We start from the raw sequence: 25,801 nt of genomic DNA, 5'->3' as shown, positions 1-25,801 counted from the left end.
AAAAAAAGTACTTAATATTTAGTCGCGTTGAAGAAAACGGTTCACATACTTGCCTACCATGTCAAATTCCAGGTTCACGGTGGTGCCTGGCAGTATATTTTGAATATTCGTGTGTTCGAAGGTATAAGGGATGATGGCTACCGTAAACTCATTGGCGCTTACATTGAAAATAGTAAGGCTGATGCCGTTGAGGCTGATGGAGCCTTTTTCAATAACCAGGGTGGTAAATTGGTCGGGAAAGCGGAACCGGAACTCCCAGCTGCCATCCAGTTCTTTTCTTTCAATACAGGTGGCGGTGGTATCTACATGGCCCTGAACAATATGGCCATCGAGCCGGCCATTCATGATCATACAGCGTTCCAGGTTTACCAGGTCGCCTTTTTGCCAGTGGCCGATGTTGCTTTTCTGAAGCGTTTCGGCAATGGCGGTAACCTGGTGGCGGCTGTTCTGCAGGGCTTCTACCGTGAGGCACACGCCGTTATGGGAAATACTTTGGTCTACTTTCAGTTCGTGGGAGAGGGGAGAAGAGATCCAGAAGGTTTTATTAGTGCCTGACGTTACAATTTCTTCTACCCGGCCGATGGTTTCAATTATTCCTGTAAACATGGAAGCAAAAGTCGGATTTTTAGGGGGATTTTGTGAATTTTGGAAAATTCGGCTATATTTGCAGTCCTAAAAAGCCTTAAAGGAGGTATATAAATTATGCTGATTATCGATTCAAAAGATTGCGAAAATATCGACAAGGCCCTCAAAAAGTACAAAAAGAAATTTGAGAAAGCTAAGATCCTGGTTCAATTAAGAGCACGTCAATCTTATACTAAACCATCGGTAGAACGTCGCAATGTGGTGTTGAAAGCTGTGTACAAGCAGAAGATCGCCAGCGGACAAATCGAAGGATAATAACTACTCGTTATTAAAATATTAGAATAGCCACTGAACAAGTGGCTTTTCTTGTTTGTGGTATATGAGATTATACCTATCTTTTGCTTCAATATGGCTTCTGAACAACATAATGAGGTAACAGTCAATAACTTTCTGAACTACCTGCGGTTCGAAAAAAGGTATTCTTCCCACACTATTATTGCCTACCAGGAGGATCTGCAGCAGTTTTTTACCTACCTGCGCGAGCAGTTCAGTATGCCGGAACCGGCGCTTGCCGAAATAGCGCCCTCGTTTGTACGCAGCTGGCTGGCTTCGCTGAAAGAGAATAAGAACAGCGCCAAAACCATCAAGCGTAAGATCTCTGCTTTAAAATCATTTTTTAAATATTTTGTTCGCATCGGTGGGTTAGAGCAATCGCCCATGACTATCATTATATCACCTAAGGCTTCCAGACGATTGCCTGTGTTTATGGAACAGAAGGAAACGGAAACCCTGTTTAATCATATTGAATTCCCCGATACCTGGAGCGGCCATACAGAAAGGCTGATCCTGGCCATCTTATATAATACTGGCATGCGGCGTTCGGAACTGGTGAACCTGAAAGAAAGCCAGGTAAATACTGCCGCTGGTAGTATCAAGGTATTGGGAAAGGGTAATAAGGAGCGGGTGATACCGGTAAGCCCCTTATTAAAAAAAGAGATCAATGAGTATATAGCACAAAAGGTCCGCATCCTTGAACAACCCAACCGGGTGTATTTACTGGTGAACGATAAAGGGCGAAAGCTGTCAATTAGTTATGTGTACAATGCAATAAGGAAGTGTTTAAGTGTAGTAACGACTATTGATAAAAAGAGTCCCCACGTATTGCGACATACATTCGCCACTCATTTACTCAATAATGGAGCTGATCTAAATGATGTAAAAGAGTTACTGGGTCACGCCAGTTTAGCTGCTACCCAGATGTATACTCATCTTAATATTGAGAAGTTAAAGGACATTTATAAGAAGGCGCATCCCAAGGCGTAAATGATCATTTACCTAACGAAGATCATATTGCGGTATGATAATAATTGTTTGATAAATGATGCTAAAGAAATGCTAATAGACCGGTAATGGTTTTGTTGTAGTAAAGCACATTTATTTGACAAATACGGGGCATTTTTAATTTGGAAATACAGGCTCGTTGTATTATCTTCATAGAGCTTAAATATGGTGCTTATGTAGTAGATAGAAGTCCTCATGTAAACCACCTCCCTGTTTGCTCCCCTCTACATAATGGTGGTATAAAAAATCAGATCTTTCATTTATTGTTTAAATATTGTTTCACTGTTAAAATGCGATTGTTATGAACGTAAACATTCAGTCTGTGCGGTTTACTGCTGATGCAAAATTGATCGAATATGTTAATCGTAAACTTCAAAAAATTAATACCTTTCACGACCGCATTATCAAGGTTGACGTATACCTGAAGTTGGATAATGTAGTACATACAATAAAAGACAAAGTCGCAGAAATAAGAGTACAGGTCCCACGTCACCAGTTTTTTGTGAAATCAAGTTCCAAATCGTTTGAAGAGTCATTTGATACAGCCCTGGAATCGTTGGTTAGCCAGGTAAAGAGACAAAAGGAAAAGCAAGCTGCCTGAGTTGTGATCGCTCAAAACATTATTTCAGAATTTATACCTTAGTTCACCTTCTAAAACCTCCCCCTCGGGGAGGTTTTTTTTATGCCCATGCACCTTCGGTATTCCTTCCTTCCAACACATTCCAACACTATCCCTTTACCAGCGAAATACTACCTTTTTACTACCTATTTACAACCCCCGTACCCTGTAAAAGGGTTGTAAATGGGGTGGTTTAGGTGTAGTCATGGAACGAACCAGGAATGGCGCCGGCAATTTTTTAAACTCTTTTTCATTGAAAATTCCAAGTAAAGCGGCACATTTGCAGCTGCATAACGGTGTTCCTTGAAAGATTTTGCAAATCGTTGAAAACTAGAAAAAAAAAACTTCTCCAAAATTTTTCCGTTACACAAATTCTCCTACCTTTGCCATCCCTCAAAAAATAGAGGGTGCGAAAATGAGGCGAGAGAGGCACTACACTAGGTTGAGTTTCAATTAATTTGCCGGGTGTTTTGAGGGGTAAATTGAAAGTTTTTTGATAGAATATAAATCACTTCTTCAGCTGGTAGAGCATCCCGATGTATCGGGAAGGTCGAAGGTTGGTTCCGAAAAGTGTTAAGTTTTTTGATAGAATATATGCCACTTTAGCTCAGTTGGTAGAGCAACTGATTTGTAATCAGTAGGTCGTTGGTTCGACTCCGACAAGTGGCTCAGCAATTTAGGTTGCAATTTTCATTTGGTATATATCCGGGCAGGTTCCAGAGTGGCCAAATGGGGCGGACTGTAAATCCGCTGTCTTTCGACTTCAGAGGTTCGACTCCTCTCCTGCCCACTGACATTCGCCCGCCGATCCGCCAACCGGCGGAAAAGGCGGGTTGTTTAGTGTTAAGTTCTTTTTCAATTGGGTTATTAGCTTAGGCTAATTGGCTCACTAAAATGCGGAAGTAGCTCAGTTGGTAGAGCGACAGCCTTCCAAGCTGTAGGTCGCGGGTTCGAACCTCGTCTTCCGCTCTTTGGGTTTTAGGTTTTTTAGCCTCACAAACCTATCAGCCGTTGTAGCTCAGTGGTAGAGCACTTCCTTGGTAGGGAAGAGGTCGTGAGTTCGATTCTCACTAACGGCTCATTAGATTTTTGAAATGTTGATGAAAGTTGTAGCTCAGGTAGAGCATCCCGATGGTAATCGGGAAGGTCGCTGAGTTTGATTCTCACTAACGGCTCATTAGATTTTTGAAAGGTTTTTGGAAGTTGTAATAGCTCAATGGCAGAGCATCCCGATGGTAATCGGGAAGGTCGTGAGTTCGATTCTCACTAACGGCTCATTAGATTTTTGAAAGGTTATTTTGCGATTAAGTTCGCCAACACCTTAGAAGTTATTTGAATAATACTATATCGGCAGCTGACCGGAGGGTACCGGAAAGAGGAGATAGCTGAGTATAGAACTAAAGATGAAGTGTGCGACGCAACGGAAGCTTCATAGGCTTTCCGGTGCTGGATACATAAAATCCTTTTACTCTGCAAGGAGCATAAAGGATGGTTTTAATAAATTATAAACACCACAACTAAAAACAGATAACGATGTCAAAAGAGACTTTCAAGAGGGATAAACCTCACGTTAACGTTGGTACTATCGGTCACATTGACCACGGTAAAACCACTTTAACTGCCGCTATCACTACCATCCTGGCTAAGTCAGGTCTGGCCACGGCAAAAAAATATGACGAAATCGACGCAGCTCCTGAAGAAAAAGAGCGTGGTATCACAATTAACACCGCGCACGTGGAATATCAAACTGCGAATCGTCACTATGCACACGTGGATTGCCCTGGTCACGCTGACTATGTGAAGAACATGATCACTGGTGCTGCACAGATGGATGGTGCTATTCTGGTTGTGGCTGCTACAGATGGTCCTATGCCCCAAACTAAAGAACACATCCTGCTTGCTCGTCAGGTAGGCGTTCCTAAAATGGTGGTATTCATGAATAAAGTTGACCTGGTTGATGATCCAGAGTTACTGGAGCTGGTTGAAATGGAAATCCGCGAGCTGTTAAGCTTCTACGGTTTCGACGGCGACAATACTCCTATCATCAAAGGTTCTGCAACCGGCGCTCTGGCTGGTGAAGAAAAATGGGTTAAAGGTGTATTGGAACTGATGGAAGCAGTAGATACTTACATTCCTCTGCCTCCTCGTCCGGTTGACCAACCATTCCTGATGTCAGTTGAAGACGTATTCTCTATTACTGGTCGTGGTACTGTTGCTACTGGCCGTATCGAGAGAGGTCGTATTAAAGTAGGTGAAGGTGTAGAAATCGTAGGTCTGGTTGAAAAACCAATCGTTTCTACTGTAACTGGTGTGGAAATGTTCCGTAAATTGTTGGATGAAGGTGAAGCTGGTGATAATGCTGGTCTGCTGTTACGCGGTATCGATAAAAAAGATATCCGTCGCGGTATGGTAATCGTAAAACCAGGTTCTATCACTCCTCACACTGAGTTCAGAGGTGAAGTTTACGTACTGAGCAAAGAAGAAGGTGGACGTCATACTCCATTCTTCAACAAATATCGTCCTCAGTTCTACTTCCGTACTACTGACGTTACCGGTGAAGTAGAATTACCAGCTGGTACTGAGATGGTAATGCCTGGTGATAACACCAACCTGCATGTAAAACTGATCCAACCTATCGCGATGGAAAAAGGTTTGAAATTCGCGATCCGTGAAGGTGGACGTACAGTAGGTGCCGGTCAGGTTACTGAAATCCTGAAATAATCGCCCCATCGGCCCTGAAAATGGGCATTGAGTGGTAAGCGTTTAGTATATTTGCAAAGTACTTGGGCCTTATTTGTTCCAGGTACTTTGCTTTCTACGGGCATAGTTCAACGGTAGAATAGAGGTCTCCAAAACCTTTGATCAGGGTTCGAATCCTTGTGCCCGTGCTAGGTTATTTTCTAATTCTTTGAATATGAACAAAATATCAACTTACCTCAGGGAATCATACCGGGAATTGGTTGAAAAGGTCACCTGGCCTACCTGGACGCAATTACAGCAGTCTACAGTTATTGTGCTGGTAGCTACCTTGTTGATCACCGGAGTGGTTTGGTTTATGGACCTGGTTGCCCAGTGGATGCTTCATCAACTATATTCACTATTTTAATAATGGAACAAGCAATTCAACAACAAGAAACTAAATGGTATGTGCTGCGGGTAGTGAGCGGCAAGGAGCGCAAGGTAAAAGAGTACCTTGACAAGGAGATTTCCCGCGGTGGATGGGGCGAGGTAGTGAAGCAAGTGTTTCTTCCTGTGGAAAAGGTTTATAAAGTGCAGAATGGCAAGAAGGTAATGCGTGAAAGAAACTATTACCCAGGCTATGTAATGATTGAAGTGCTGGAAAATAAACTTTCTGACGATTTACGCGAAGCCATTAAGAATACTACTAATGTGATCCATTTTCTGGGTAAGGAAAATCCTATTGCCCTGCGTAAGGCCGAGGTAAATAAAATGCTCGGTAAAATGGATGAAATGGCCGAAACCGGTGGGGTGAGCATGAGTGAGCCGTTTATTGTTGGTGAAACCATCAAGATCATAGAAGGGCCTTTCAACGACTTTAATGGTATCATTGAAGAAGTGAACGACGAGAAGAAGAAGTTAAAAGTAACAGTGAAGATCTTCGGCCGTTCAACGCCGGTGGAGCTGAACTACATGCAGGTTGAAAAATTAAGTTAAGACCTCGTTCATAAAATACTTGTAAAACATCTGCCTCAGGGCGGATGTTTTTTTTATGCGCATTCCCCAATGAAAATGGCTGATAAAAAGCGGTTGGCCGGAAACGTTTGGGCAAGAAAAAACCTTTCCTCGATCGGGAAAGGTTAATCTTTTTGGTTGAAGTCAATCACCTGGATTGGCTTACATCTGCTCGTCTTCATCATCCTCATCATCTTCATCGTCCATGTCGTCTTCAACAGATTCTTCAGCATTTTCGTTGTCATCGGCATCCACTTCAATTTCTACTTCGTCGATTTCAACTTCTATATCGTCGTTGTCATCAGCATCATCAGTATCAACATCTGTATCAACGTCAGTGTCTGTTTCCATTTCATCATCCTCTTCCATTACAGGAGCAATAATGATGGGTTCGTCCTGAACAGATTCAGCGACTGGTTTTGATACAGCTCTTTTCTTTTTAGGGGCTGCTTTTTTAGCTGCCTTTTTAACGGGCGCTTTTGAAGCAACTTTCTTAGCGGCTTTTTTTGCGGCCTTTTTGGGCGCTGCTTTTTTAGCTGCTTTCTTAGCGGCCTTCTTTGCTGCTTTTTTAGGAGCGGCTTTCTTGGCGGCTTTTTTCACTGCTTTCTTTGCTACTTTCTTAGGAGCGGCTTTTTTAGCAGCTTTCTTGGCAGCTTTTTTTGCAGCCTTCTTCACGGCTTTTTTGGCCGGTGATTTCTTAGCTGCCTTCTTAGGTGCTGCTTTTTTAGCTGCTTTTTTCTTTGCTTTGGCCATAGTGTTGATGTGTTTTTTGTTGTTGGTTAATTTCTATAAGAAGAAGCGTTATTACTAATTAAACGCAAAAGCTACGTATAAAAATTCAAATTATAAAAAACTACTCCCTTTTTGCTAACAGTGATAGCCCTTTATGAAGGGTAACCAGGCTGTATTATGAGCATGTTCTTGCAAAATTCCGGCCATCATTTACGTGATATTATGATGTGTTCCCTATGAACCGGCACCATGCAAGCAGGTAAACTGTGTCTAAACCCTTCACTGTAGTTAAACCCTTATTGGCACTGGGTTTCAGACCGGGATAATAGCAGAGGTACAAGCAGGCTGGCTGTTAAAACAGGCCGGAAAATACCTGTATGAAAGCTGTCATTGCTGCGTTGTTGGCCACTGGTTACTGCATGCTTTATTGTTACTTGAAATTTAATAAAGCGTTTAACCGGCAGTAATACTTCAATGATCTGTAAACAGACAGGTACAAAGGTAGTACAGGTTCAAATAACGTTGAGTTTTGTATGGTAGTGAGAAAGGCAGTAGGCAGTTGGCAGTGGTGAAAGGCAAAGGGCAAAGGAAGAATAACTGACAGTGTAAAGTCATATGTTGATAGCCCGGGCCAGTAGAACTACGATTGCAGGCTACGGGTACAAGCTGCAAGCAGCAAGCCGTAAGCTGTAAGCCGCAAGCCGTAAGCTGCAAGCCATAAGCTCTGCAGACCTTACTTGGGACAACCGATCACAAGACAGCTTGCCTGTGAATGCATCTGGCTTGCGCATTTAATCGGGCTGCGTTCGGCATGGAGCTGCCCGGCTCTGGCGCTTCGGGCTGCCGGTGACCAGGCCAGGGGAGTTGAAGTATGACTTCTGGTTACTGATCCTTGGCGAATGAGTAGTTGACAACCGGCCCCCAGGGACTAATTAACCCATGACGCCTAACCTCAAAAGCCTGTCAACCCATTAACCTACGAACCCAATAACCTACGAACCTAATAACCCAAGAACACAATAAGCCTCCACCATAGAACATAGAACCCAGAACCTGGAACTTTAAACTTTGAACCCTGAACTTTAAACTTTAAACCCGAAACCTGCTTCCATCGTATATTTGGGCTGGTTTTCCAGTTCTGAAAAAGAATTGCTTTTTTGAAAAATAATCTTACCTTTGCGTCCCCAAAAGAAAGTTCTTTCAGCGTCCACCGTAGCTTTAGCGAAGGTGGAGACCGCCTCCGCAAAATGCTTCGGCGGTTGATAGAATTTGGGAGATCAAGTATCCCGGTTAACGGGAGAACCATCGTTTGAACCAATAAATCAGTAAACATGGCAAAAGAAATTACCGGCTTCGTAAAGCTACAGGTAAAAGGCGGCCAGGCAAATCCGGCTCCTCCTGTAGGTCCTGCACTGGGTTCCAAGGGTATCAATATCATGGAATTCTGCAAACAATTCAACGCCCGCACGCAGGATAAAATGGGAAAAGTACTTCCCGTATTAATCACCGTTTATAGCGACAAATCGTTCGAGTTTGTAATTAAAACTCCTCCTGCAGCCGTTCAGTTGCTGGAAGCTGCTAAACTGCAAAGCGGTTCTAAAGAGCCTAACCGTAATAAGGTTGGTAAAGTGAACTGGAACCAGGTAGAGGCTATTGCAAAAGACAAAATGCCCGACCTGAATTGTTTCACCCTGGAAAGTGCTATGCGTATGGTGGCTGGTACAGCCCGCAGCATGGGTCTTACCGTAGATGGTAAAGCTCCCTGGGAAAATTAATTGTTCACTGTCCCGGTAACGCGGGTCGTAAAACTGAATTACAATGGCAAGAGTTCCTAAAAAAAGAAAAGCAGTCGACGCGAAAGTCGATAAAAATAAAGTGTATTCACTGAAAGAGGCTTCCTCTATCGTGAAAACCGTTAATACAACCAAGTTTGATGCATCGGTAGACCTTCACATCCGTTTGGGTGTTGACCCCAAGAAAGCCGATCAGGCTATTCGTGGTACCGTTATCCTGCCTCATGGTACTGGTAAAACCAAAAAAGTACTGGTATTATGTACGCCCGATAAAGAAGCTGATGCAAAAGCAGCCGGCGCCGATTTTGTTGGCCTGGATGAGTTTGTTCAAAAAATTGAAGGTGGCTGGACTGACGTAGACGTTATCATCGCTACGCCTTCAGTGATGCCTAAAATTGGTAAACTGGGTAAGATCTTAGGTCCCCGTAACCTGATGCCTAACCCTAAAACAGGTACTGTTACCAATGATGTAGCTGCAGCTGTAAATGATATGAAAGGTGGTAAAATCGCCTTCAAGGTTGATAAAGCTGGTATCATCCACGCTTCTATCGGCCGCGTAAGCTTCAGCCCTGAGAAAATTGCTGAGAACAGCCATCAGCTGATCGATGCAATTGTAAAGGCAAAGCCTTCTTCTGCAAAAGGTACTTACCTGAAAAGCGTGTTCATGGCAAGTTCTATGAGCCCTGCAATTGCAGTTGACACAAAATCTTTAATGAACTAAACTTTAATAACGCGACGAAGTAGTTCCGGTAAACCGGGGTTATGAGTTGAACCAATAAAAATTTAGCGTTATGACAAAACAGGAAAAAAACGAAGTAATTGAAGTATTGAAGGAGAAGTTTTCTCAATACAACAATTTCTATGTTACCAATACAGAATCATTGACCGTTGCACAGGTAGGTAACCTGCGCCGGGTATGTTTCAATAAGAAAGTTGAAATGAGAGTGGCCAAAAATACCCTCATTCGCAAGGCTTTAGAAGCCCTGGACGAAAAAAGGTATGCTGGCATGTTTGATTCACTGAACGGCGTAACTGCTATTATGTTCAGTGAGAATGCCAAGGAACCAGCGCTGATCCTCAGCGACTTCCGTGATGCCTATGGTAAAGGTAAAAAAGACATTAAGCTGAAACCCGAACTGAAAGCCGCCTTTATCGATGGTGATGTTTTCATGGGCGACAATCAACTGGCTACCCTGGCTACCCTGAAAAGCAAAAACGACCTTATCGGGGAAATCATCGGTCTGTTGCAATCACCTGCAAAGAATGTTATCAGCGGCCTGAACGCTGGCAACAAACTGGCTGGTTTGATCAAAGCATTAGAAGATCGCGCACAGTAATTTTTGATTTCGGGATTTGGCGATTTTGGGATTTAAATCCCAAAATCCAGAAATCGCAAAATCTCAAAATAATTAACCCTTGCCTGAGGGTTATTTCAATCAAATTTTTTTAAACATCCGCCGGAGCACAGGCAATGAAGGCGGGAAAAATTTATAACAATGGCAGATTTAAAAGCATTCGCTGAGCAGTTAGTAAGCCTGACTGTTAAAGAAGTTAACGAGTTAGCAAAAATCCTGAAAGAAGAGTATGGCATCGAGCCTGCAGCTGCTGCTGTAGCTGTTGCTGCTGGTCCTGCTGGTCCTGCTGCTGCAGCAGAAGAAAAAACTGCTTTCGACGTTATCCTGAAAAACGGTGGCGCTAACAAACTGAACGTAGTTAAAGTGGTTAAAGAATTGACTGGTCTTGGTTTGAAAGAAGCTAAAGACTTAGTTGATGGCGCTCCAAAACCAGTTAAAGAAGGTATCAGCAAAGCTGATGCTGACGCTCTGGTTGCTAAGCTGAAAGAAGCTGGCGCTGAAGTAGAAGTTAAGTAATTAAACTTCCAACTAGCTATATGGACCCCGGTGTTAACACCGGGGTTTTTTTATTATATAGGGGAAAACCATTTTGGTAAGTTTTATTTTCATAGTTTAGTAGTCTCCTTTATATAACATATAATCAAATATGAAACGGGTCTCCCTCAAAGATATAGCTCGCATAGCCGGTGTGTCACCCTCAACTGTATCATTTGTCCTGAATGGCAAGGCTAAACAAATGCGCATCAGTGAAACGCTTGCCAGTAAGATCATGGAGGTTGCTAAAAAGGAAGGATATCATCCCAACCCGGTAGCAGTAAGCCTGAGAACCGGAAAATCACAGATCCTGGGACTGATCGTTGAATCTATTTCGGGTAACTTTTTTGCTTCCCTTTCCCGCATCATTGAAGAAGAAGCCGCCCGCTTTGGCTATAAGATTGTGTACACAAGTACCGAAAATAAGCTGCAGAAGGGCAAGGAACTCATAGGCATGCTGGCGCAACGCCAGGTTGATGGATACATTATTACACCAACCCCCGGCATGGAACAGGACATCAATGAACTGATAGCCGACAATAAGCCTGTTGTGCTTATGGACAGCTATTTCCCGGGCATTGATGTGCCCCACGTGCTTGTTAATAACTACGAAGGGGTGAAGAAAGGCATGGCTCATATGATAGAAAAGGGCTATCGCCGTATTGGGTTTGTGACCGTTGACCTGAACCTGGTACAAATGGACGAGCGGTTAAAAGCCTACCACGATACCATGCATAATGAAGGGCTGACTACCGATAACCTGGTGCTGACCCTGAAATACGAAGAGGAGAAGGAGAAGGGCATTCAACAGGTGACTGATTTCATAAAGAACACCCCGGATTTGGAAGCTGTGTTCTTTGCCACCAACTACCTGGGTTTGCTGGGGCTGGAAGGCATTCACCGCCTGGGACTGAAACTGCCCGATGATTTGGCTATGATCTGCTTTGACGACCATGATGTATTTCGCCTGTACCCGCCTGGTATTACCTGCATTCAGCAGCCAGCAGAAGAGATTGCCAGAACCGCCCTGGAGCTGTTAATGGAGCAGCTGGGCAAGGGAAATGGCACACCCGGAGAAACCAGAATCGAGATCTCACCAGGCCTTGTAATACGGGGTACTACAGAATATGTACAAAAAGTAAAATAAGCGTTCAACTACATATAAGATGCCTGCAACGTTTTGCGTCTTTATTCGTTATACCCACACGTTAACCTCAATATCTCCTGCATTGGTTATTGCACCCAATAAGCTGTAATTGGCTTAGGTAAAGCATTACATACAATTTACCAGATGTGCAGGTTCCTGCCTGCAAAAAATTAACCGGCCCGCTCTATAAATATTTTGCAAAAACGTTTTAGAATCACTAATTTTAATTTGCAAAAACGAATTGTCATATGAGCCCACAGAAATTCTATTACCATTATTGTATTGGTTTCAACAATACCAAAGCATCCAAAAGTTAATACGGCCCTTTATAATCTGCCCCTACAAAAAGCACAACAAACATTCAGGTAACCGGTCTTTTTAGTTGCATTACGTTACCTAAGTAAATCCCCTTTTAATCCCTTGGTATGATAGAAACAGGAATTGGTCTGTAATTCCTGTGCGTGCCGTTGCGCATTTACACTTACACTTAAAACCTTCTGAGTTTTTGGCGGGATTGTTATGTCTTGCCGGAGGGTGTTTTTGCTCAACTAGCTATAACGATGTAGTAATTATTTAATAACCAAAGCATGCGTATGAAAAAGCAGTTTTATTTCGTCGGACGGCTATGTCTGCTAAGCTTTCTCGCACTATTAATTTCAACCTTAACGTTTTCTCAAAACCGCCCAATAAGCGGTAAGGTGACTGATGCCAAAGACGGTACCCCATTGCCCGGTGTATCGGTTCAGGTAAAAGGTCAGAACACGGGAGCCACTACCGATATTAATGGTAGTTTCACAATCAGTGCGGTACCTGGCGCTACACTCACGTTTACCCACACGGGTTACGAAGGCTTTCAGGTAAAGGTAGGGGAGCAGGAATCCCTCAATGTTCAATTGCAATTAAGTAAAGGGTCAATGAGTGAAGTGGTGGTGATTGGTTATGGTACCGCCAGGAAAAAAGACCTTACTGGGTCTGTAGGTTCGGTAAAAGCCTCGCAACTGCAGGAACGGCCGGCAGCTTCGGTGAACGAAGCATTATCAGGTCGTATTCCGGGTGTACAGGTTAATACCAACTCAGGCCGCCCCGGTGGGCAAACCTCTATCCGCATCCGCGGTTTCAGTTCTATCAACTCCTCGAACAACCCGCTGTATGTAGTGGATGGGGTGTATATACCCATCGGCAACCAAACCCTGAACAGTAATTCTATCGACTACATTAACCCGAATGATATTGCTTCGGTAGAAGTACTGAAAGACGCATCGGGAACGGCCATATATGGCGCCCGTGGTGCCAATGGCGTAGTGCTTATTACCACTAAACGTGGTACCAACGGACCAGCAAAAGTTACTTATGATGGTAATTACAGTGTGCCTACTATTGGTCCCCATAGAGTGCACATGCTGAATGCACAGCAATACCTGGATCTGGAAGATCTGGCCTTTGATAATATAAAAGTGTATGATCCGGACGGTTGGGCTGCAGGCGTTTATTCTCAGGCTGTAGACCCAAGGGTAAAAAGAAAGAGCCTGCCTACCATGTTTGATGCCAATGGCAAGCCTTTGTATAATACCGACTGGATGAAAGAATCTTTACAGCATAAGCTTTCACAAAACCATCAGGTAGGTGTTACCGGCGGAAGCGACAATAATTTATATGGTCTGTTCCTGAACTATCGCGATGATAATGGATTACTGCTTAATTCTTATCTGAAACGGTATGCCGCGCGCTTTGTGCTTGACATGAAACCGAAAGAGTGGTTGAGAATGGGCGGTAGCATTAGCTATAATAACCAGGAAGAAAACCTGGTAGACCAGGGTACTGGCGGGTTGAACTCTGTGCGTATGATCACAGAATCATTCCCCTTTTTGCCGGTTAAGTTTGCAGATGGCAGCTGGGGCGATAACTACCTGTACCCAGGTGCTGAAGGTGGTAGCAACCCGGTTCACATTATGACCGATAGAAAATATATTGTGGATGTGCAGAGCATGCTCGGGCATTCCTATATAAACCTTTTACTCGGCAACGGATTTGATATCAAAAGCCAGGTTGGGGTGAGTTTGATACAAAGACAGGAAAACCAGTTCAGCGGCCGGGGGCTTTCCAACATCTCCATGGACCAACAAGGTACCGCCAGTATTTTTGATAACCGTGAAGTATACTGGTCAAGTGAGACCTTCCTGAACTACAACAAATCTTTTCATGGCGGCGATCATACCGTGAGTGGCTTGGTAGGACTTTCCTGGCAGGGAACAAACTATGTTTCCAATAATTCCAGTGCCCAAACCTTTTCTACAGACTTTTTCCAGTATAATAACCTGGGCCAGGGTAGTGTGCAGAACGCATCGAGCTCAGGCAAAAGCAATTTCGCGTTCAACTCTTATTTTGGCCGCGTGAATTATGGCTACAAGCAAAAATACATGTTGACGGTTACCGGTCGTATTGATGGTAGTTCAAAATTTGGTGACAACCATAAGTACGCCTTCTTCCCTTCGGCTGGTTTGGCCTGGAATGCCAGCAACGAAGATTTTCTTAAAAGCAATAAAGTTATCTCCCATCTTAAATTTCGGGTAAGTACCGGGTTGACAGGAAACTCAGAAATTGCGCCTTATTCATCAGACGCCTTACTGGGTTCCTATGCCGGTATTTTCAACAACGCCCGGTTCTCTGGTATTGGTACCGGCAGGTTAGGTAACCCTGACCTGAAGTGGGAAAAAACCGCCCAGACAGATGCTGGTATTGAACTGGGTGTACTGGAAAACAGGATCAACCTGGAATTTGATGCATACTATCGCAAAACCACAGACATGTTGCTGGATGCACCATTGCCAAGATCAACCGGTTATTCTTCATTTTTCCGCAACGTAGGCAGCATGGAAAACAAGGGGATTGAAATTGGTTTGAAAACGGTAAATATCAAAACCCAGGACTTCTCCTGGAACACCACTTTTAATATTTCCTTCAACAGAAATAAGGTGCTTTCCCTGGCTACGCCGGCCCCCATCTTCTCAGGTAATCCAAACTTTTTATCAAACACTGGTATCATCCAGGTTGGCCAACCTGTTGGTTCATTCTGGGGCCTGATACGCGAAGGGGTATGGACAGAATCTGAAAGAGCAGAAGCTGCGAAATACTCAAGCCAGAGTTACCGTGGCGGTAAACCCATTTTGCCGGGCGATTTGAAATACAAGGATATAAATGGTGATTATGCCATCAATGACCTCGACAGGGTGATCATTGGTAATGGTAATCCTAAAGGCTGGGGTGCTTTCAGCAATGATTTCAGCTATAAGAATTTCGACCTGCTTGTTGAGCTTTCTTTCATGTATGGGAACGATATCCTGAACCAAACGCACCACTCCGGTGAAGACCGTACAGGTATTGCTAACAGCTTCAGTTCAGTACTGAATTATTATCAGCCTGGTAAGAACGATCACAATACCATGATCGCTACTATTCGTGATACCCGCGCCGGTTATGTAACCAATGTGGATACCCGCTGGATAGAAGATGGTTCGTTTTTGCGTGGAAAAAACCTGTTACTCGGCTATAATGTACCAGCCAAAATATATGAGCGCTGGAAGCTGAGCAAGCTGCGGGTAAGCGCTTCTGTGCAGAATTTCTTCCTGAAAACAAAGTTCTCGGGTAACGATCCGGAGGTGACTACTTATAGTAATGCCTTTGCACAGGGCCAGACTTTCTTTGATTATCCCAAACCAACAACATACATGCTAAGCATAAATGTTGGATTGTAATAATTAACATTAAACAAGCTCATATGAAACGCTGCAACATAAATACGCTTTATATACTACTGATATGTGCCTTAGCCATGACAGCCACTGGTTGTAAAAAATGGCTGGTTGATGAGGATCATGATCCTTCGAACCTGACGCCCGACGATTATTATACACTGCCTGGCCACGCTGATGCCGCCATTGCCGCCGCGTACGACAGGACCCGGTTCTTTGCCGGCGGCGCCGGCATCTTTGCCAATAACTTCTCTATGCTTGAAATGCCAACCGGTACTGCCAAAACTGAAACAGGACAAAACACTGACCTGAACAACCTGCTTGGTCTTAGTTATAATGGCGACAACGTGTTTGTACTGAACTGGTGGACCAGCCTGTATCAGGTAATTGCCCAAACCAACCTGGTGTTGGACAGGGTGCCTGCCATAAAAATGGATGATGCCAAAAAGAAGCAGGTACTGGGTGAAGCGCAGTTCTTACGGGCCTGGTCCTATTTTTACCTGGTACGACTGTATGGCGACGTGCCGCTGCTTACTACATCTGTTTTAAAGGCGACCGATGCCATGGTGTATGCCGGCCGTACCTCGAAAGATTCGATTTACAACCAGGTAGTGACCGACCTGAAGAACGCCGAAGCTTCGGGCTTGTCATGGACTGATGCGAGCGGGCGTGCTTCGCTGGGCGCCGTAAAGTCGCTGCTGGCTGAAGTATATTTAACCATGGCTGGTTATCCGTTGAATAAGGGAAAAGCTTATTATCAACTGGCTGCCGATAAAGCAAATGAGGTAATTACAAGCGGCAAATTCTCGCTGTTTACTGATTATAACAGTCTGCACGACGAGTCACAGGAAAATATGGGAGAACAGATCTTTGAAATTCAATTCCAGGCCAGTGTAGCCAACAATGGAAACCAGCCCTTATTGTTACCCAACTTTAAAGATGTGTCAGCTTATGGGACAGAAGTAGGGTCTACCACGCCTACCCTGACATTCTTTAACTCGTTTGAACCGGGTGATAAGAGGACTGCAGACAGACAGGGTTTCTTTTACACTTCCTATTATGATGGTGGCAGCGGTGCTTTAAAGGCGCTGGGTGCTCCCTACATTTATAAACATTTTGATATAGGAGCTAATGGCACGGCAGGAAAACCGGGAACGGCCAACAGCGGATTGAACTGGATGAACATCCGCTATGCGCAGGTATTGCTCACCTATGCCGAGGCGCAGAATGAAACAGACGCCGGTCTTTCCCAGGGCGCAGTGAATGCTTTGAAACTCATCCGCGACCGGGCAGGCCTGGTAACCGGGACCCTGGGCAGTTATAACCAGGCTTCTTTCAGGGATGCTGTTTGGAAAGAGCGCTGGCATGAGCTGTGTTATGAAGGGGTAACCTGGTTTGATATGGTGCGGCTGAAAAAAGCCTACAAGGAAAGCACGAACAGCTTTGAAGGCTTTGTGGGGCATAAACTTCCTGAGAGCGGTGCAACCTTACAAGCCAAACATTTGTTGTTTCCGCTGCCCACCCTTGAAATGCAAAACAATCCTAACCTGAGGCCGCAAAACGACGGTTATCCGGGGGTATAAGCTTAAAAATAAGTATACATATAAATAAGCCGCAAAGCCCCGCTTTGCGGCTTATTTTTTTGGGCGGGGCAGGGGGCATTTTGGTCAAATGGGAATAAGTACGTAAATTGAAAACATGAAGAACAGCTATTCGCTTTATTTATCAATGTGTTACGATTCAGAAAAAAATTACAGGAGTGGCGGCAGGATAATGTGAATAAATTATTGTCCGTTCAGGTATATTTCTTACCTTTGCCCTCCATTTTTCACAAAAGCTAATTAGCAGAGGTACGTTGGTACATGTACAGTTTAACATAACTGCCTCTTTTATAATTCTTTGGGAGTTTAACCTTTACAGTTCAAACTGAACGAAAAAGGAGTAAAATTCTCAAGGAAAATTTTTTTTGTCTATAGATGTTTTGTCGTACGAACAATTTAAAAAACCGGTTTTAAGCAATATGTCTTCAACAAAACTGTCAACAAGGGTCAACTTCGGGAAAATTAAAAATCTTGCCGATGCACCTGACTTACTAGAAGTACAAATTCAATCTTTCAAAGAGTTTTTCCAATTAGAGACCACGCCCGACAAGCGTAATATTGAAGGGTTGTTTAAGGTGTTCAAGGAAAACTTTCCCATTACTGATACACGAAACATATTCGTGTTGGAGTTTTTGGATTATTTCATCGACCCGCCCCGCTACACCATTGAAGAGTGTATGGAGCGCGGATTAACATATGCCGTTCCCCTTAAAGCGAAACTGAGGCTGAGTTGTAATGACGAAGAGCACGTTGACTTCCAGACCATCGTTCAGGATGTGTTCCTGGGGAACATTCCATACATGACCCCCCGCGGTACCTTCGTGATAAACGGAGCAGAGCGCGTGGTGGTTTCTCAATTACACCGTTCACCTGGTGTATTCTTCGGTCAGTCAATTCACCCCAACGGTACCAAGATCTATTCTGCCCGCGTAATTCCTTTCAAAGGTGCGTGGATGGAGTTCGCTACCGATATCAACAACGTAATGTATGCGTACATTGACCGTAAGAAGAAATTCCCGGTTACCACACTGTTGCGTTCTATCGGTTACGAAACTGATAAAGATATCCTGGAGCTGTTCGGTATGGCAGACGAAGTGAAAAGCGACAGAAAATCATTACAGAAATATCTTGGCAAACGCCTCGCTGCCCGCGTATTGAGGACCTGGGTAGAAGATTTCGTAGACGAAGATACCGGTGAGGTTGTGTCTATTGAAAGAAACGAGGTTGTGCTGGAGCGCGATACCGTGTTGGATGAGGAAGCAATTGACATGATTGCCGATATGGACGCAAAGAGCGTATTCGTGCAAAAAGAAGATGTTGGCGGTGATTACGCTATCATCTATAACACCCTCAATAAAGATACTTCAAACAGTGAGCTGGAAGCCGTTCAGCACATCTACCGCCAGTTGCGCGGTGCTGATGCGCCGGATGATGAAACAGCCCGCGGTATCATTGATAAATTGTTCTTCAGCGACAAACGTTACGATTTAGGGGAAGTAGGTCGCTACAAGATCAACCGCAAGCTGTTGCTGAATCAACCGCTCGATCAAAAGACCTTAACAAAAGAAGATATCATCGAGATCATCAAATACCTGGTTCGTTTAACCAATGGTAAAGCGGAAATCGATGACATCGATCACCTGAGCAACCGTCGTGTACGTACCGTAGGTGAGCAGTTATATGCTCAGTTCGGTGTTGGTTTGGCCCGTATGGCCCGTACCATCCGCGAGCGTATGAACGTACGTGATAATGAGGTGTTCACCCCGGTTGACCTGATCAACGCCAGAACGTTGTCATCAGTGATCAACTCATTCTTCGGTACTTCTCAGTTGTCACAATTCCTCGATCAAACCAACCCGCTGAGTGAGATCACGCACAAGCGTCGTATCTCCGCACTCGGACCCGGTGGTTTGAGCCGTGAAAGAGCCGGTTTCGAGGTTCGTGACGTACACTACAGCCACTATGGCCGTTTGTGTACCATTGAAACTCCTGAAGGCCCGAACATCGGTTTGATCTCTACGCTTTGCGTACACGCGAAGATCAACGAAATGGGCTTTATTGAAACGCCTTATCATAAAGTAGACAATGGAAAGGTTGACCTGAAAAAGCTCACCTTCTTGAGTGCTGAAGAAGAAGATAACGCCAAGATCGCCCAGGCAAGTTCACCGCTCGATGAAAAAGGCCATTTCGTGGAAGAAAAGATCACTTCACGCCAAACCGGTGACTTCCCGATCCTTGATCAAAACGAAGTGGAATTCATGGACGTAGCGCCAAACCAGATCGTGGGTTTGAGTGCTTCGCTGATCCCCTTCTTGGAACATGATGACGCCAACCGTGCGCTGATGGGATCGAACATGCAACGCCAGGCTGTACCGCTGATCCGTCCTGAAAGCCCCATCGTGGGTACAGGTTTGGAAGCAAAAGCAGCCCGAGACGCCCGTGTACAGATCCTGTCTGAAGGTGAAGGTGTGGTAGAGTACGTTGATGGCAGTGAAATTCACGTTCGCTACGACCGTACCGAAGCCGACCGTTTGGTGAGCTTTGAAGATGACCTGAAAGTTTACAAACTGACCAAGTTCATAAAAACAAACCAGGAAACCTGTATCAACCACAAACCTGCAGTTAGAAAAGGACAACGCATGAAAAAAGGCGACTTCCTTACTGAAGGTTATGCGGTACAGGGTGGTGAACTGGCTTTAGGCCGTAACCTGAAAGTGGCGTTCATGCCATGGAAAGGGTACAACTTCGAGGATGCCATCGTAATCAGCGAAAGAGTAGCCAAGGAAGATCTGTTCACTTCTATTCACATTTCTGAATATGAACTGGAAGTACGTGATACCAAACTGGGTGAAGAAGAGCTGACACCAGATATTCCAAACGTATCGGAAGAAGCTACCAAAGACCTGGATGAAAATGGTATCATCCGTTTAGGTGCCGCCATCAAAGAAGGCGATATCCTGATCGGTAAGATCACTCCAAAAGGAGAAAGCGATCCTACACCGGAAGAAAAATTGTTACGCGCCATCTTCGGTGATAAAGCCGGTGATGCCAAAGATGCTTCTTTGAAAGCGCCAAACGGGGTAGAAGGTGTTGTGATCGGTAAAAAACTTTTCCAACGCGCCAAAAAAGATAAGAACGCGAAGATCCGTGAGAAGGCTGCCCTGGAAAAGCTGGAAAAAGTGCACGAGAAAAATGAAGAAGACCTGAAAGAAGAATTGTTGAACAAACTGCAAACCCTGTTGAAAGACAAGGCCTCTGCTGGTGTAAACAACAACTTCGGTGAGGTGCAGATCGGTAAAGGCGCCAAATTCAATCCAAAGAACCTGGGTTCTATCGACTATCAGAATGTAAACCCGCTGGGTTGGACTGGTGACGCTTCTATCGATGATGCTATTAATACCTTGTTGCACAACTTCAACATCAAATACAACGAAGAACTGGGTAGATATAAGAGGGAGAAATTCAACATTTCAATCGGGGATGAATTACCTGCCGGTGTGTTGAAACTGGCTAAAGTATATCTGGCTGTTAAGCGTAAGCTGAAAGTAGGTGATAAAATGGCCGGTCGCCACGGTAATAAAGGTATCGTTGCCAAGATCGTGCGTGCTGAAGACATGCCGTTCCTGGAAGATGGTACGCCGGTTGACATTGTGTTGAACCCACTCGGGGTTCCTTCCCGTATGAACCTGGGCCAGATCTATGAAACTGTATTAGGCTGGGCCGGTTTGAAATTGGGTGTGAAGTTCGCTACACCGATCTTCGATGGTGCTACTACTGACGAAATTGCTCAAAACATCAATAATGCAGGTTTGCCAAGCTACGGCCACACGCACCTGTATGATGGTGAAACCGGTGACCGTTTCCACCAGAAAGCTACCGTGGGTGTTATTTATATGATTAAACTGCACCACATGGTTGATGATAAGATGCACGCCCGTTCTATCGGACCCTACAGTCTTATCACACAACAGCCGCTGGGTGGTAAAGCTCAGTTTGGTGGTCAGCGTTTTGGTGAAATGGAGGTGTGGGCACTGGAAGCTTACGGTGCTTCAAACATCCTGCAGGAATTGCTTACGCTTAAATCGGATGATATTATCGGCCGTGCAAAAACCTACGAGGCTATTGTTAAGGGTGATAATATTCCAAGAGCCGGTATTCCTGAGTCGTTCAATGTATTGGTGCATGAATTGAGAGGATTGGGTCTTGACCTGAAATTCGAATAGGCCCCCTCCCGGCCTTCCGCCAGCCGGCGGAGGAGGAGTGGAACAAAGTAGATTTCAGAAATTTTAAACGAAATAAGACAATTAAAATATGGCTATTAAAAAAGATAATCGTCCCAGAGCCACATTTTCTAAGATCACTATCGGGCTGGCTTCACCGGATTCTATTTTGGAACGCAGTTACGGTGAGGTGTTGAAACCTGAAACCATCAACTATCGTACATACAAACCCGAGCGTGATGGTTTATTTTGCGAACGTATTTTCGGACCGGTAAAAGATTATGAGTGCGCGTGCGGAAAATACAAACGTATCCGTTATAAAGGGATCGTGTGTGACCGTTGCGGTGTTGAAGTAACTGAAAAGAAAGTACGTCGTGAGCGTATGGGCCACATTAAACTGGTGGTTCCTGTAGTACACATCTGGTATTTCAAAAGCTTACCTAATAAAATCGGTTACCTGCTGGGTGTTAGCTCCAAAAAACTGGAGAGCATCGTTTACTACGAACGTTTTGTAGTAATTCAACCAGGTATTCGCGAAGATCGCAGCCTGAAATCGGGCGATCTGTTAACTGAAGAAGAATATTTGGAAATACTGGAGAACCTGCCTAAGGAGAACCAGTACCTGCCAGATGATGATCCACAAAAGTTTATTGCGAAGATGGGTGCCGAAGCGGTACACGATCTGTTGCAAAGAATTGAACTGGACACTTTATCATTCGACCTGCGTAATGCAGCTGCTACCGAAACTTCACAGCAACGTAAAGCCGATGCTTTGAAGCGTTTGAGTGTGGTTGAATCATTCCGCGAGGCCAATAGCCGCATCACCAACCGCCCTGAGTGGATGGTAATGCAATACATTCCGGTTATTCCGCCAGAACTGCGTCCGTTAGTTCCCCTGGATGGTGGTCGTTTCGCTTCTTCTGACCTGAACGACCTGTATCGCCGGGTGATCATTCGTAATAACCGTTTGAAAAGATTGTTAGAGATCAAAGCCCCTGAGGTGATCTTACGTAACGAAAAACGTATGCTTCAGGAAGCGGTTGACTCACTGTTCGATAACTCCCGTAAATCAAACGCAGTAAAAGCCGAAGGTGGTCGCGCATTGAAATCACTGTCGGATGTACTGAAAGGTAAACAGGGACGTTTCCGTCAGAACCTGTTGGGTAAACGTGTTGACTACTCCGGTCGTTCTGTAATCGTGGTAGGTCCTGAGTTGAAGTTGCACGAGTGTGGTTTACCGAAAGATATGGCGGCTGAATTGTTCAAACCGTTTATCATCCGTAAACTGATTGAAAGAGGTATCGTTAAAACGGTAAAATCGGCTCGTAAGCTGGTTGATAGAAAGGAAGCAGTGGTTTGGGATATCCTTGAAAATATCCTGAAGGGTCACCCGGTTATGTTAAACCGTGCCCCTACGCTCCACCGTTTGTCAATCCAGGCCTTCCAGCCTAAACTGATTGAAGGTAAAGCTATTCAGCTGCACCCGTTGGTGTGTTCGGCGTTCAACGCCGACTTTGACGGTGACCAGATGGCGGTTCACGTGCCTTTGAGCAACGCAGCCGTTCTGGAAGCCCAGCTGCTGATGCTTTCTTCACATAACATTTTGAACCCGCAGAATGGTGCGCCAATGACCCTGCCTTCACAGGACATGGTACTCGGTCTGTACTACATTACCAAGGGTAAAAAATCAACTGAAACCGAAAAGATCCGCGGTGAGGGCAAAGCCTTCTACAGCACCGAAGAGGTTATCATCGCTTATAACGAAGACCGTGTTGACCTGCACGCTCACATTAAAGTGAAAGTGGATGTTCGTAACAACGAGGGTAATATCGTTAGAAAGCTGACTGAAACCACTGTGGGTCGTGTAATCTTCAACGAATTCGTTCCGAAGGAAGTGGGTTACATCAACGCCCTGCTCACCAAAAAGAGCTTGCGCGAGATCATCGGTGACATCATTACCATCACCAACGTACCAAAAACAGCCAAGTTCCTCGATGACATCAAACAACTTGGTTTCCGTACGGCCTTCCGTGGTGGTCTGTCGTTCAGTATCAATGACCTCATTATCCCGTCTATCAAAGGCGATGTGCTCGATCAGGCAAAAGGTGAAGTAGACGAGGTATGGGATAACTATAACATGGGTCTTATCACCAACAACGAGCGGTATAACCAGATCGTAGACATCTGGTCACGTGTGGATACACGTATTACCGAAACGTTGATCCGTGAGCTGGCCACCGACAAACAGGGCTTCAACTCCGTGTACATGATGCTTGACTCCGGAGCCCGTGGTTCCAAACAGCAGATCAAACAGCTGTGTGGTATCAGAGGTCTGATGGCGAAACCAAGAAAATCAGGCTCATCAGGAAGTGAGATCATCGAAAACCCGATCCTCTCTAACTTCAAAGGTGGTCTGAACGTATTGGATTACTTCATCTCTACGCACGGTGCCCGTAAAGGTCTTGCGGATACGGCCCTTAAAACGGCTGATGCCGGTTACCTGACCCGTCGTTTGGTTGACGTAGCACAGGACGTGGTAATTACAGAAGAAGATTGCGGTACGCTGCGTGGTATTGCTACCAGCGCACTTAAAGATAATGAAGAGATAGTAGAGCCACTGTACGATCGTATCATTGGCCGTACTTCACTTCACAACGTATACAGCCCAACTAACGATAAACTCATCGTTGGGGCCGGACAGGAGATCAATGAAGAGATCGGCAAACAGATTGAAGAAGCCGGTATCGATACCGTTGAGATCCGCTCTGTACTGACCTGCGAAAGCAAACGTGGTGTGTGCGTTAAATGTTATGGTAAGAACCTGGCTACAGGTAACCGTGCTCAGAAAGGGGATGCGGTTGGTATCATCGCCGCCCAGTCAATCGGTGAGCCTGGTACACAGTTGACCCTGCGTACCTTCCACGTGGGTGGTGTTGCCGGATCTGCTTCAGTTGAATCTTCACTCACTGCCAAATTCGATGGAACCATTCAGTTCGACGGTTTGCGTACTGTAGCTTCGGTTAACAACGAAGGTGATCCAATTCAGGTAGTAATCGGTCGTACCGGTGAAATTCGTAACGTGGATCTGAAGAACGATCGCTTACTCAACGTAGTGAACGTGCCTTACGGTTCAACCCTGTTTGTGAAAGACGGACAGAACGTGAAAAAAGGCGATACACTTTGTACATGGGATCCGTTCAACAACGTAATCGTTGCTGAGATCGTAGGTCAGGTGAAATTCGATAATGTAATTGAAGGTATCACTTACCGTGAAGAGGCCGATGAACAAACCGGTCACCGCGAGAAAGTGGTAATTGAAACAAAAGATAAAACCAAGATACCTACCCTGATCATTGAAGGCAAGGATGTAAAACAATACAACCTGCCGGTAGGCTCACACATTGTGGTTGATGAAGCCGAAGATGTGAAAGCCGGTCAGGTGTTGGTGAAAATACCTCGTACACTGCGGATGCAACGCGATATCACCGGGGGTCTGCCTCGTGTAACTGAGTTGTTTGAAGCACGTAACCCGGGTAATCCTGCCATTGTTTGCGAAATTGACGGTGTGGTTGCTTTTGGCGCCATCAAACGTGGTAACCGCGAGATCATCGTGGAAGCTAAAGATGGTGTTATCAAGAAATACCTGGTGCCATTGACCCGTCAGATCCTGGTTCAGGATGGTGACTTTAACAAAGCCGGTGCGCCACTGTCTGATGGACAGGTTTCACCAAGCGATATCCTGGCTATTAAAGGACCATTCGCAGTACAGGAGTACGTGGTGAATGAAATTCAGGAGGTTTACCGCTTACAAGGTGTGAAGATCAACGATAAACACATTGAGGTGATCGTTCGCCAGATGATGAAAAAGGTTGAGATCGTGGATCCGGGCGACACCCGCTTCCTTGAAGAAGACCTAGTTGACCGTTTTGAATTCAACGAAGAAAACGACTGGATCTTTGATAAGAAAGTTATCTCTGAGCCAGGCGAAAGCAGTCGCTTGAAAGCCGGTCAAATCGTGAGTCTGCGTGAAATTCGCGAAGAAAACTCCCTGCTGCGTCGTACCGACAAAAAGCTGGTTGAATACCGCGATGCTGAGCCTGCCACTTCACATCCTGTGTTGTTGGGTATCACCAAAGCTTCACTGGGTACGCAAAGCTGGATCTCAGCTGCATCGTTCCAGGAAACAACCAAAGTATTATCATCGGCTGCCATTCAGGGTAAAACCGACGATATGCTTGGTCTGAAGGAGAATGTGATCACAGGTCACCCGATACCGGCAGGTACTGGTTTGCGTGACTTTGAGAACATGATCGTTGGTAGCAAGGAAGAATATGAATTGCTGCAAACCACCCGCGAAGCGATGAGCTTCGATGACGAAGAGTAATCACGATCAATACTTCATTGATTATAAAAACAAAGTAGGAAGCTAAAC

At 44.9% G+C, this 25,801-nt stretch carries 16 protein-coding genes, 6 tRNA genes and 1 pseudogene; 21 read left to right on the top strand and 2 right to left on the bottom strand.

The genetic code is table 11. The annotated features are described in order from the left end of the window. Positions 1-18: 18 nt before the first annotated feature. Positions 19-606 (bottom strand): riboflavin synthase, encoded by a 588-nt coding sequence (locus NIAKO_RS24275; protein ID WP_014221098.1) that lies wholly within the window; start codon positions 604-606, stop codon positions 19-21. Positions 607-702: 96 nt separating this feature from the next. On the opposite strand from NIAKO_RS24275, the gene rpsU reads away from it, so the two are divergent. The 12 genes from rpsU (at position 703) to nusG (ending at position 6,220) form a co-directional block, all read left to right on the top strand. Continuing rightward, on the top strand, positions 703-900 hold the full coding sequence (gene rpsU, locus NIAKO_RS24270) for a 30S ribosomal protein S21 (RefSeq protein ID WP_014221097.1): 198 nt from the start codon (positions 703-705) through the stop codon (positions 898-900). Positions 901-993: 93 nt separating this feature from the next. Then, positions 994-1,908, top strand: a complete 915-nt coding sequence (locus NIAKO_RS24265; protein WP_014221096.1) for a tyrosine-type recombinase/integrase — start codon at positions 994-996, stop codon at positions 1,906-1,908. Between the two features lie 319 nt (positions 1,909-2,227). Next, entirely contained in the window at positions 2,228-2,527 is a 300-nt protein-coding gene (locus NIAKO_RS24260; protein WP_014221095.1) for an HPF/RaiA family ribosome-associated protein, read from the top strand. A gap of 614 nt (positions 2,528-3,141) precedes the next feature. Then, positions 3,142-3,214, top strand: a tRNA-Thr gene (locus NIAKO_RS24255). A gap of 38 nt (positions 3,215-3,252) precedes the next feature. After that, positions 3,253-3,335 (top strand) — tRNA-Tyr (locus tag NIAKO_RS24250). A 106-nt stretch (positions 3,336-3,441) separates the two neighbouring features. Next, positions 3,442-3,514: transfer RNA gene (locus NIAKO_RS24245), tRNA-Gly, on the top strand. 38 nt (positions 3,515-3,552) lie between these two features. After that, positions 3,553-3,624: transfer RNA gene (locus tag NIAKO_RS24240), tRNA-Thr, on the top strand. A 24-nt stretch (positions 3,625-3,648) separates the two neighbouring features. Beyond that, positions 3,649-3,717 (top strand) — tRNA-Thr (locus NIAKO_RS38700). A gap of 361 nt (positions 3,718-4,078) precedes the next feature. Continuing rightward, positions 4,079-5,266: an elongation factor Tu gene (gene tuf / locus NIAKO_RS24230; protein ID WP_014221094.1), complete on the top strand. Its 1,188-nt coding sequence runs from the start codon at positions 4,079-4,081 to the stop codon at positions 5,264-5,266. A 96-nt stretch (positions 5,267-5,362) separates the two neighbouring features. Beyond that, a tRNA-Trp gene (locus tag NIAKO_RS24225) sits at positions 5,363-5,433 on the top strand. 26 nt (positions 5,434-5,459) lie between these two features. Next, entirely contained in the window at positions 5,460-5,651 is a 192-nt protein-coding gene (secE, locus tag NIAKO_RS24220; protein WP_014221093.1) for a preprotein translocase subunit SecE, read from the top strand. A gap of 2 nt (positions 5,652-5,653) precedes the next feature. Continuing rightward, complete coding sequence (nusG, locus tag NIAKO_RS24215; RefSeq protein WP_014221092.1) at positions 5,654-6,220, top strand: transcription termination/antitermination protein NusG; 567 nt, start codon at positions 5,654-5,656, stop codon at positions 6,218-6,220. A 621-nt stretch (positions 6,221-6,841) separates the two neighbouring features. On the opposite strand, the pseudogene NIAKO_RS39835 reads toward nusG, so the two are convergent. Further along, positions 6,842-6,913 (bottom strand): annotated as a pseudogene (locus NIAKO_RS39835) (SWIB/MDM2 domain-containing protein); the annotation flags it as partial. A 1,388-nt stretch (positions 6,914-8,301) separates the two neighbouring features. On the opposite strand from NIAKO_RS39835, the gene rplK reads away from it, so the two are divergent. The 9 genes from rplK (at position 8,302) to rpoC (ending at position 25,753) form a co-directional block, all read left to right on the top strand. Beyond that, complete coding sequence (rplK, locus tag NIAKO_RS24200) at positions 8,302-8,745, top strand: 50S ribosomal protein L11 (RefSeq protein WP_014221090.1); 444 nt, start codon at positions 8,302-8,304, stop codon at positions 8,743-8,745. A 43-nt stretch (positions 8,746-8,788) separates the two neighbouring features. Then, on the top strand, positions 8,789-9,484 hold the full coding sequence (rplA, locus tag NIAKO_RS24195) for a 50S ribosomal protein L1 (protein WP_014221089.1): 696 nt from the start codon (positions 8,789-8,791) through the stop codon (positions 9,482-9,484). Positions 9,485-9,554: 70 nt separating this feature from the next. Then, positions 9,555-10,100 (top strand): 50S ribosomal protein L10, encoded by a 546-nt coding sequence (gene rplJ, locus NIAKO_RS24190; protein ID WP_014221088.1) that lies wholly within the window; start codon positions 9,555-9,557, stop codon positions 10,098-10,100. Positions 10,101-10,259: 159 nt separating this feature from the next. Next, on the top strand, positions 10,260-10,634 hold the full coding sequence (gene rplL, locus NIAKO_RS24185; protein WP_014221087.1) for a 50S ribosomal protein L7/L12: 375 nt from the start codon (positions 10,260-10,262) through the stop codon (positions 10,632-10,634). A gap of 130 nt (positions 10,635-10,764) precedes the next feature. Continuing rightward, entirely contained in the window at positions 10,765-11,799 is a 1,035-nt protein-coding gene (locus NIAKO_RS24180) for a LacI family DNA-binding transcriptional regulator (RefSeq protein WP_014221086.1), read from the top strand. Between the two features lie 593 nt (positions 11,800-12,392). Further along, positions 12,393-15,551 carry a SusC/RagA family TonB-linked outer membrane protein gene (locus NIAKO_RS24175; RefSeq protein WP_107685663.1) on the top strand — a complete coding sequence of 1,053 codons (3,159 nt, stop codon included), beginning with the start codon at positions 12,393-12,395 and terminating at the stop codon, positions 15,549-15,551. A 23-nt stretch (positions 15,552-15,574) separates the two neighbouring features. Then, positions 15,575-17,131 (top strand): RagB/SusD family nutrient uptake outer membrane protein, encoded by a 1,557-nt coding sequence (locus NIAKO_RS24170; RefSeq protein WP_014221084.1) that lies wholly within the window; start codon positions 15,575-15,577, stop codon positions 17,129-17,131. A 437-nt stretch (positions 17,132-17,568) separates the two neighbouring features. Beyond that, positions 17,569-21,372, top strand: a complete 3,804-nt coding sequence (gene rpoB, locus NIAKO_RS24165) for a DNA-directed RNA polymerase subunit beta (protein ID WP_014221083.1) — start codon at positions 17,569-17,571, stop codon at positions 21,370-21,372. Positions 21,373-21,460: 88 nt separating this feature from the next. Then, positions 21,461-25,753, top strand: a complete 4,293-nt coding sequence (rpoC, locus tag NIAKO_RS24160) for a DNA-directed RNA polymerase subunit beta' (RefSeq protein ID WP_014221082.1) — start codon at positions 21,461-21,463, stop codon at positions 25,751-25,753. The last annotated feature ends 48 nt before the right edge of the window (positions 25,754-25,801 follow it).

Source organism: Niastella koreensis GR20-10, assembly GCF_000246855.1.
Lineage (GTDB): Bacteria > Bacteroidota > Bacteroidia > Chitinophagales > Chitinophagaceae > Niastella > Niastella koreensis.
The sequence above is the reverse complement of the archived record's forward strand: the minus strand, read 5'-3'. Positions and strand labels throughout refer to the sequence as shown.

Bases quoted from the DNA above. Each gene is read 5' to 3' on its own strand.
- NIAKO_RS24275 (WP_014221098.1), bottom strand. From the start codon at position 606: ATGTTTACAGGAATAATTGAAACCATCGGCCGGGTAGAAGAAATTGTA.
- rpsU (WP_014221097.1), top strand. From the start codon at position 703: ATGCTGATTATCGATTCAAAAGATTGCGAAAATATCGACAAGGCCCTC.
- NIAKO_RS24265 (WP_014221096.1), top strand. From the start codon at position 994: ATGGCTTCTGAACAACATAATGAGGTAACAGTCAATAACTTTCTGAAC.
- NIAKO_RS24260 (WP_014221095.1), top strand. From the start codon at position 2,228: ATGAACGTAAACATTCAGTCTGTGCGGTTTACTGCTGATGCAAAATTG.
- tuf (WP_014221094.1), top strand. From the start codon at position 4,079: ATGTCAAAAGAGACTTTCAAGAGGGATAAACCTCACGTTAACGTTGGT.
- secE (WP_014221093.1), top strand. From the start codon at position 5,460: ATGAACAAAATATCAACTTACCTCAGGGAATCATACCGGGAATTGGTT.
- nusG (WP_014221092.1), top strand. From the start codon at position 5,654: ATGGAACAAGCAATTCAACAACAAGAAACTAAATGGTATGTGCTGCGG.
- rplK (WP_014221090.1), top strand. From the start codon at position 8,302: ATGGCAAAAGAAATTACCGGCTTCGTAAAGCTACAGGTAAAAGGCGGC.
- rplA (WP_014221089.1), top strand. From the start codon at position 8,789: ATGGCAAGAGTTCCTAAAAAAAGAAAAGCAGTCGACGCGAAAGTCGAT.
- rplJ (WP_014221088.1), top strand. From the start codon at position 9,555: ATGACAAAACAGGAAAAAAACGAAGTAATTGAAGTATTGAAGGAGAAG.
- rplL (WP_014221087.1), top strand. From the start codon at position 10,260: ATGGCAGATTTAAAAGCATTCGCTGAGCAGTTAGTAAGCCTGACTGTT.
- NIAKO_RS24180 (WP_014221086.1), top strand. From the start codon at position 10,765: ATGAAACGGGTCTCCCTCAAAGATATAGCTCGCATAGCCGGTGTGTCA.
- NIAKO_RS24175 (WP_107685663.1), top strand. From the start codon at position 12,393: ATGAAAAAGCAGTTTTATTTCGTCGGACGGCTATGTCTGCTAAGCTTT.
- NIAKO_RS24170 (WP_014221084.1), top strand. From the start codon at position 15,575: ATGAAACGCTGCAACATAAATACGCTTTATATACTACTGATATGTGCC.
- rpoB (WP_014221083.1), top strand. From the start codon at position 17,569: ATGTCTTCAACAAAACTGTCAACAAGGGTCAACTTCGGGAAAATTAAA.
- rpoC (WP_014221082.1), top strand. From the start codon at position 21,461: ATGGCTATTAAAAAAGATAATCGTCCCAGAGCCACATTTTCTAAGATC.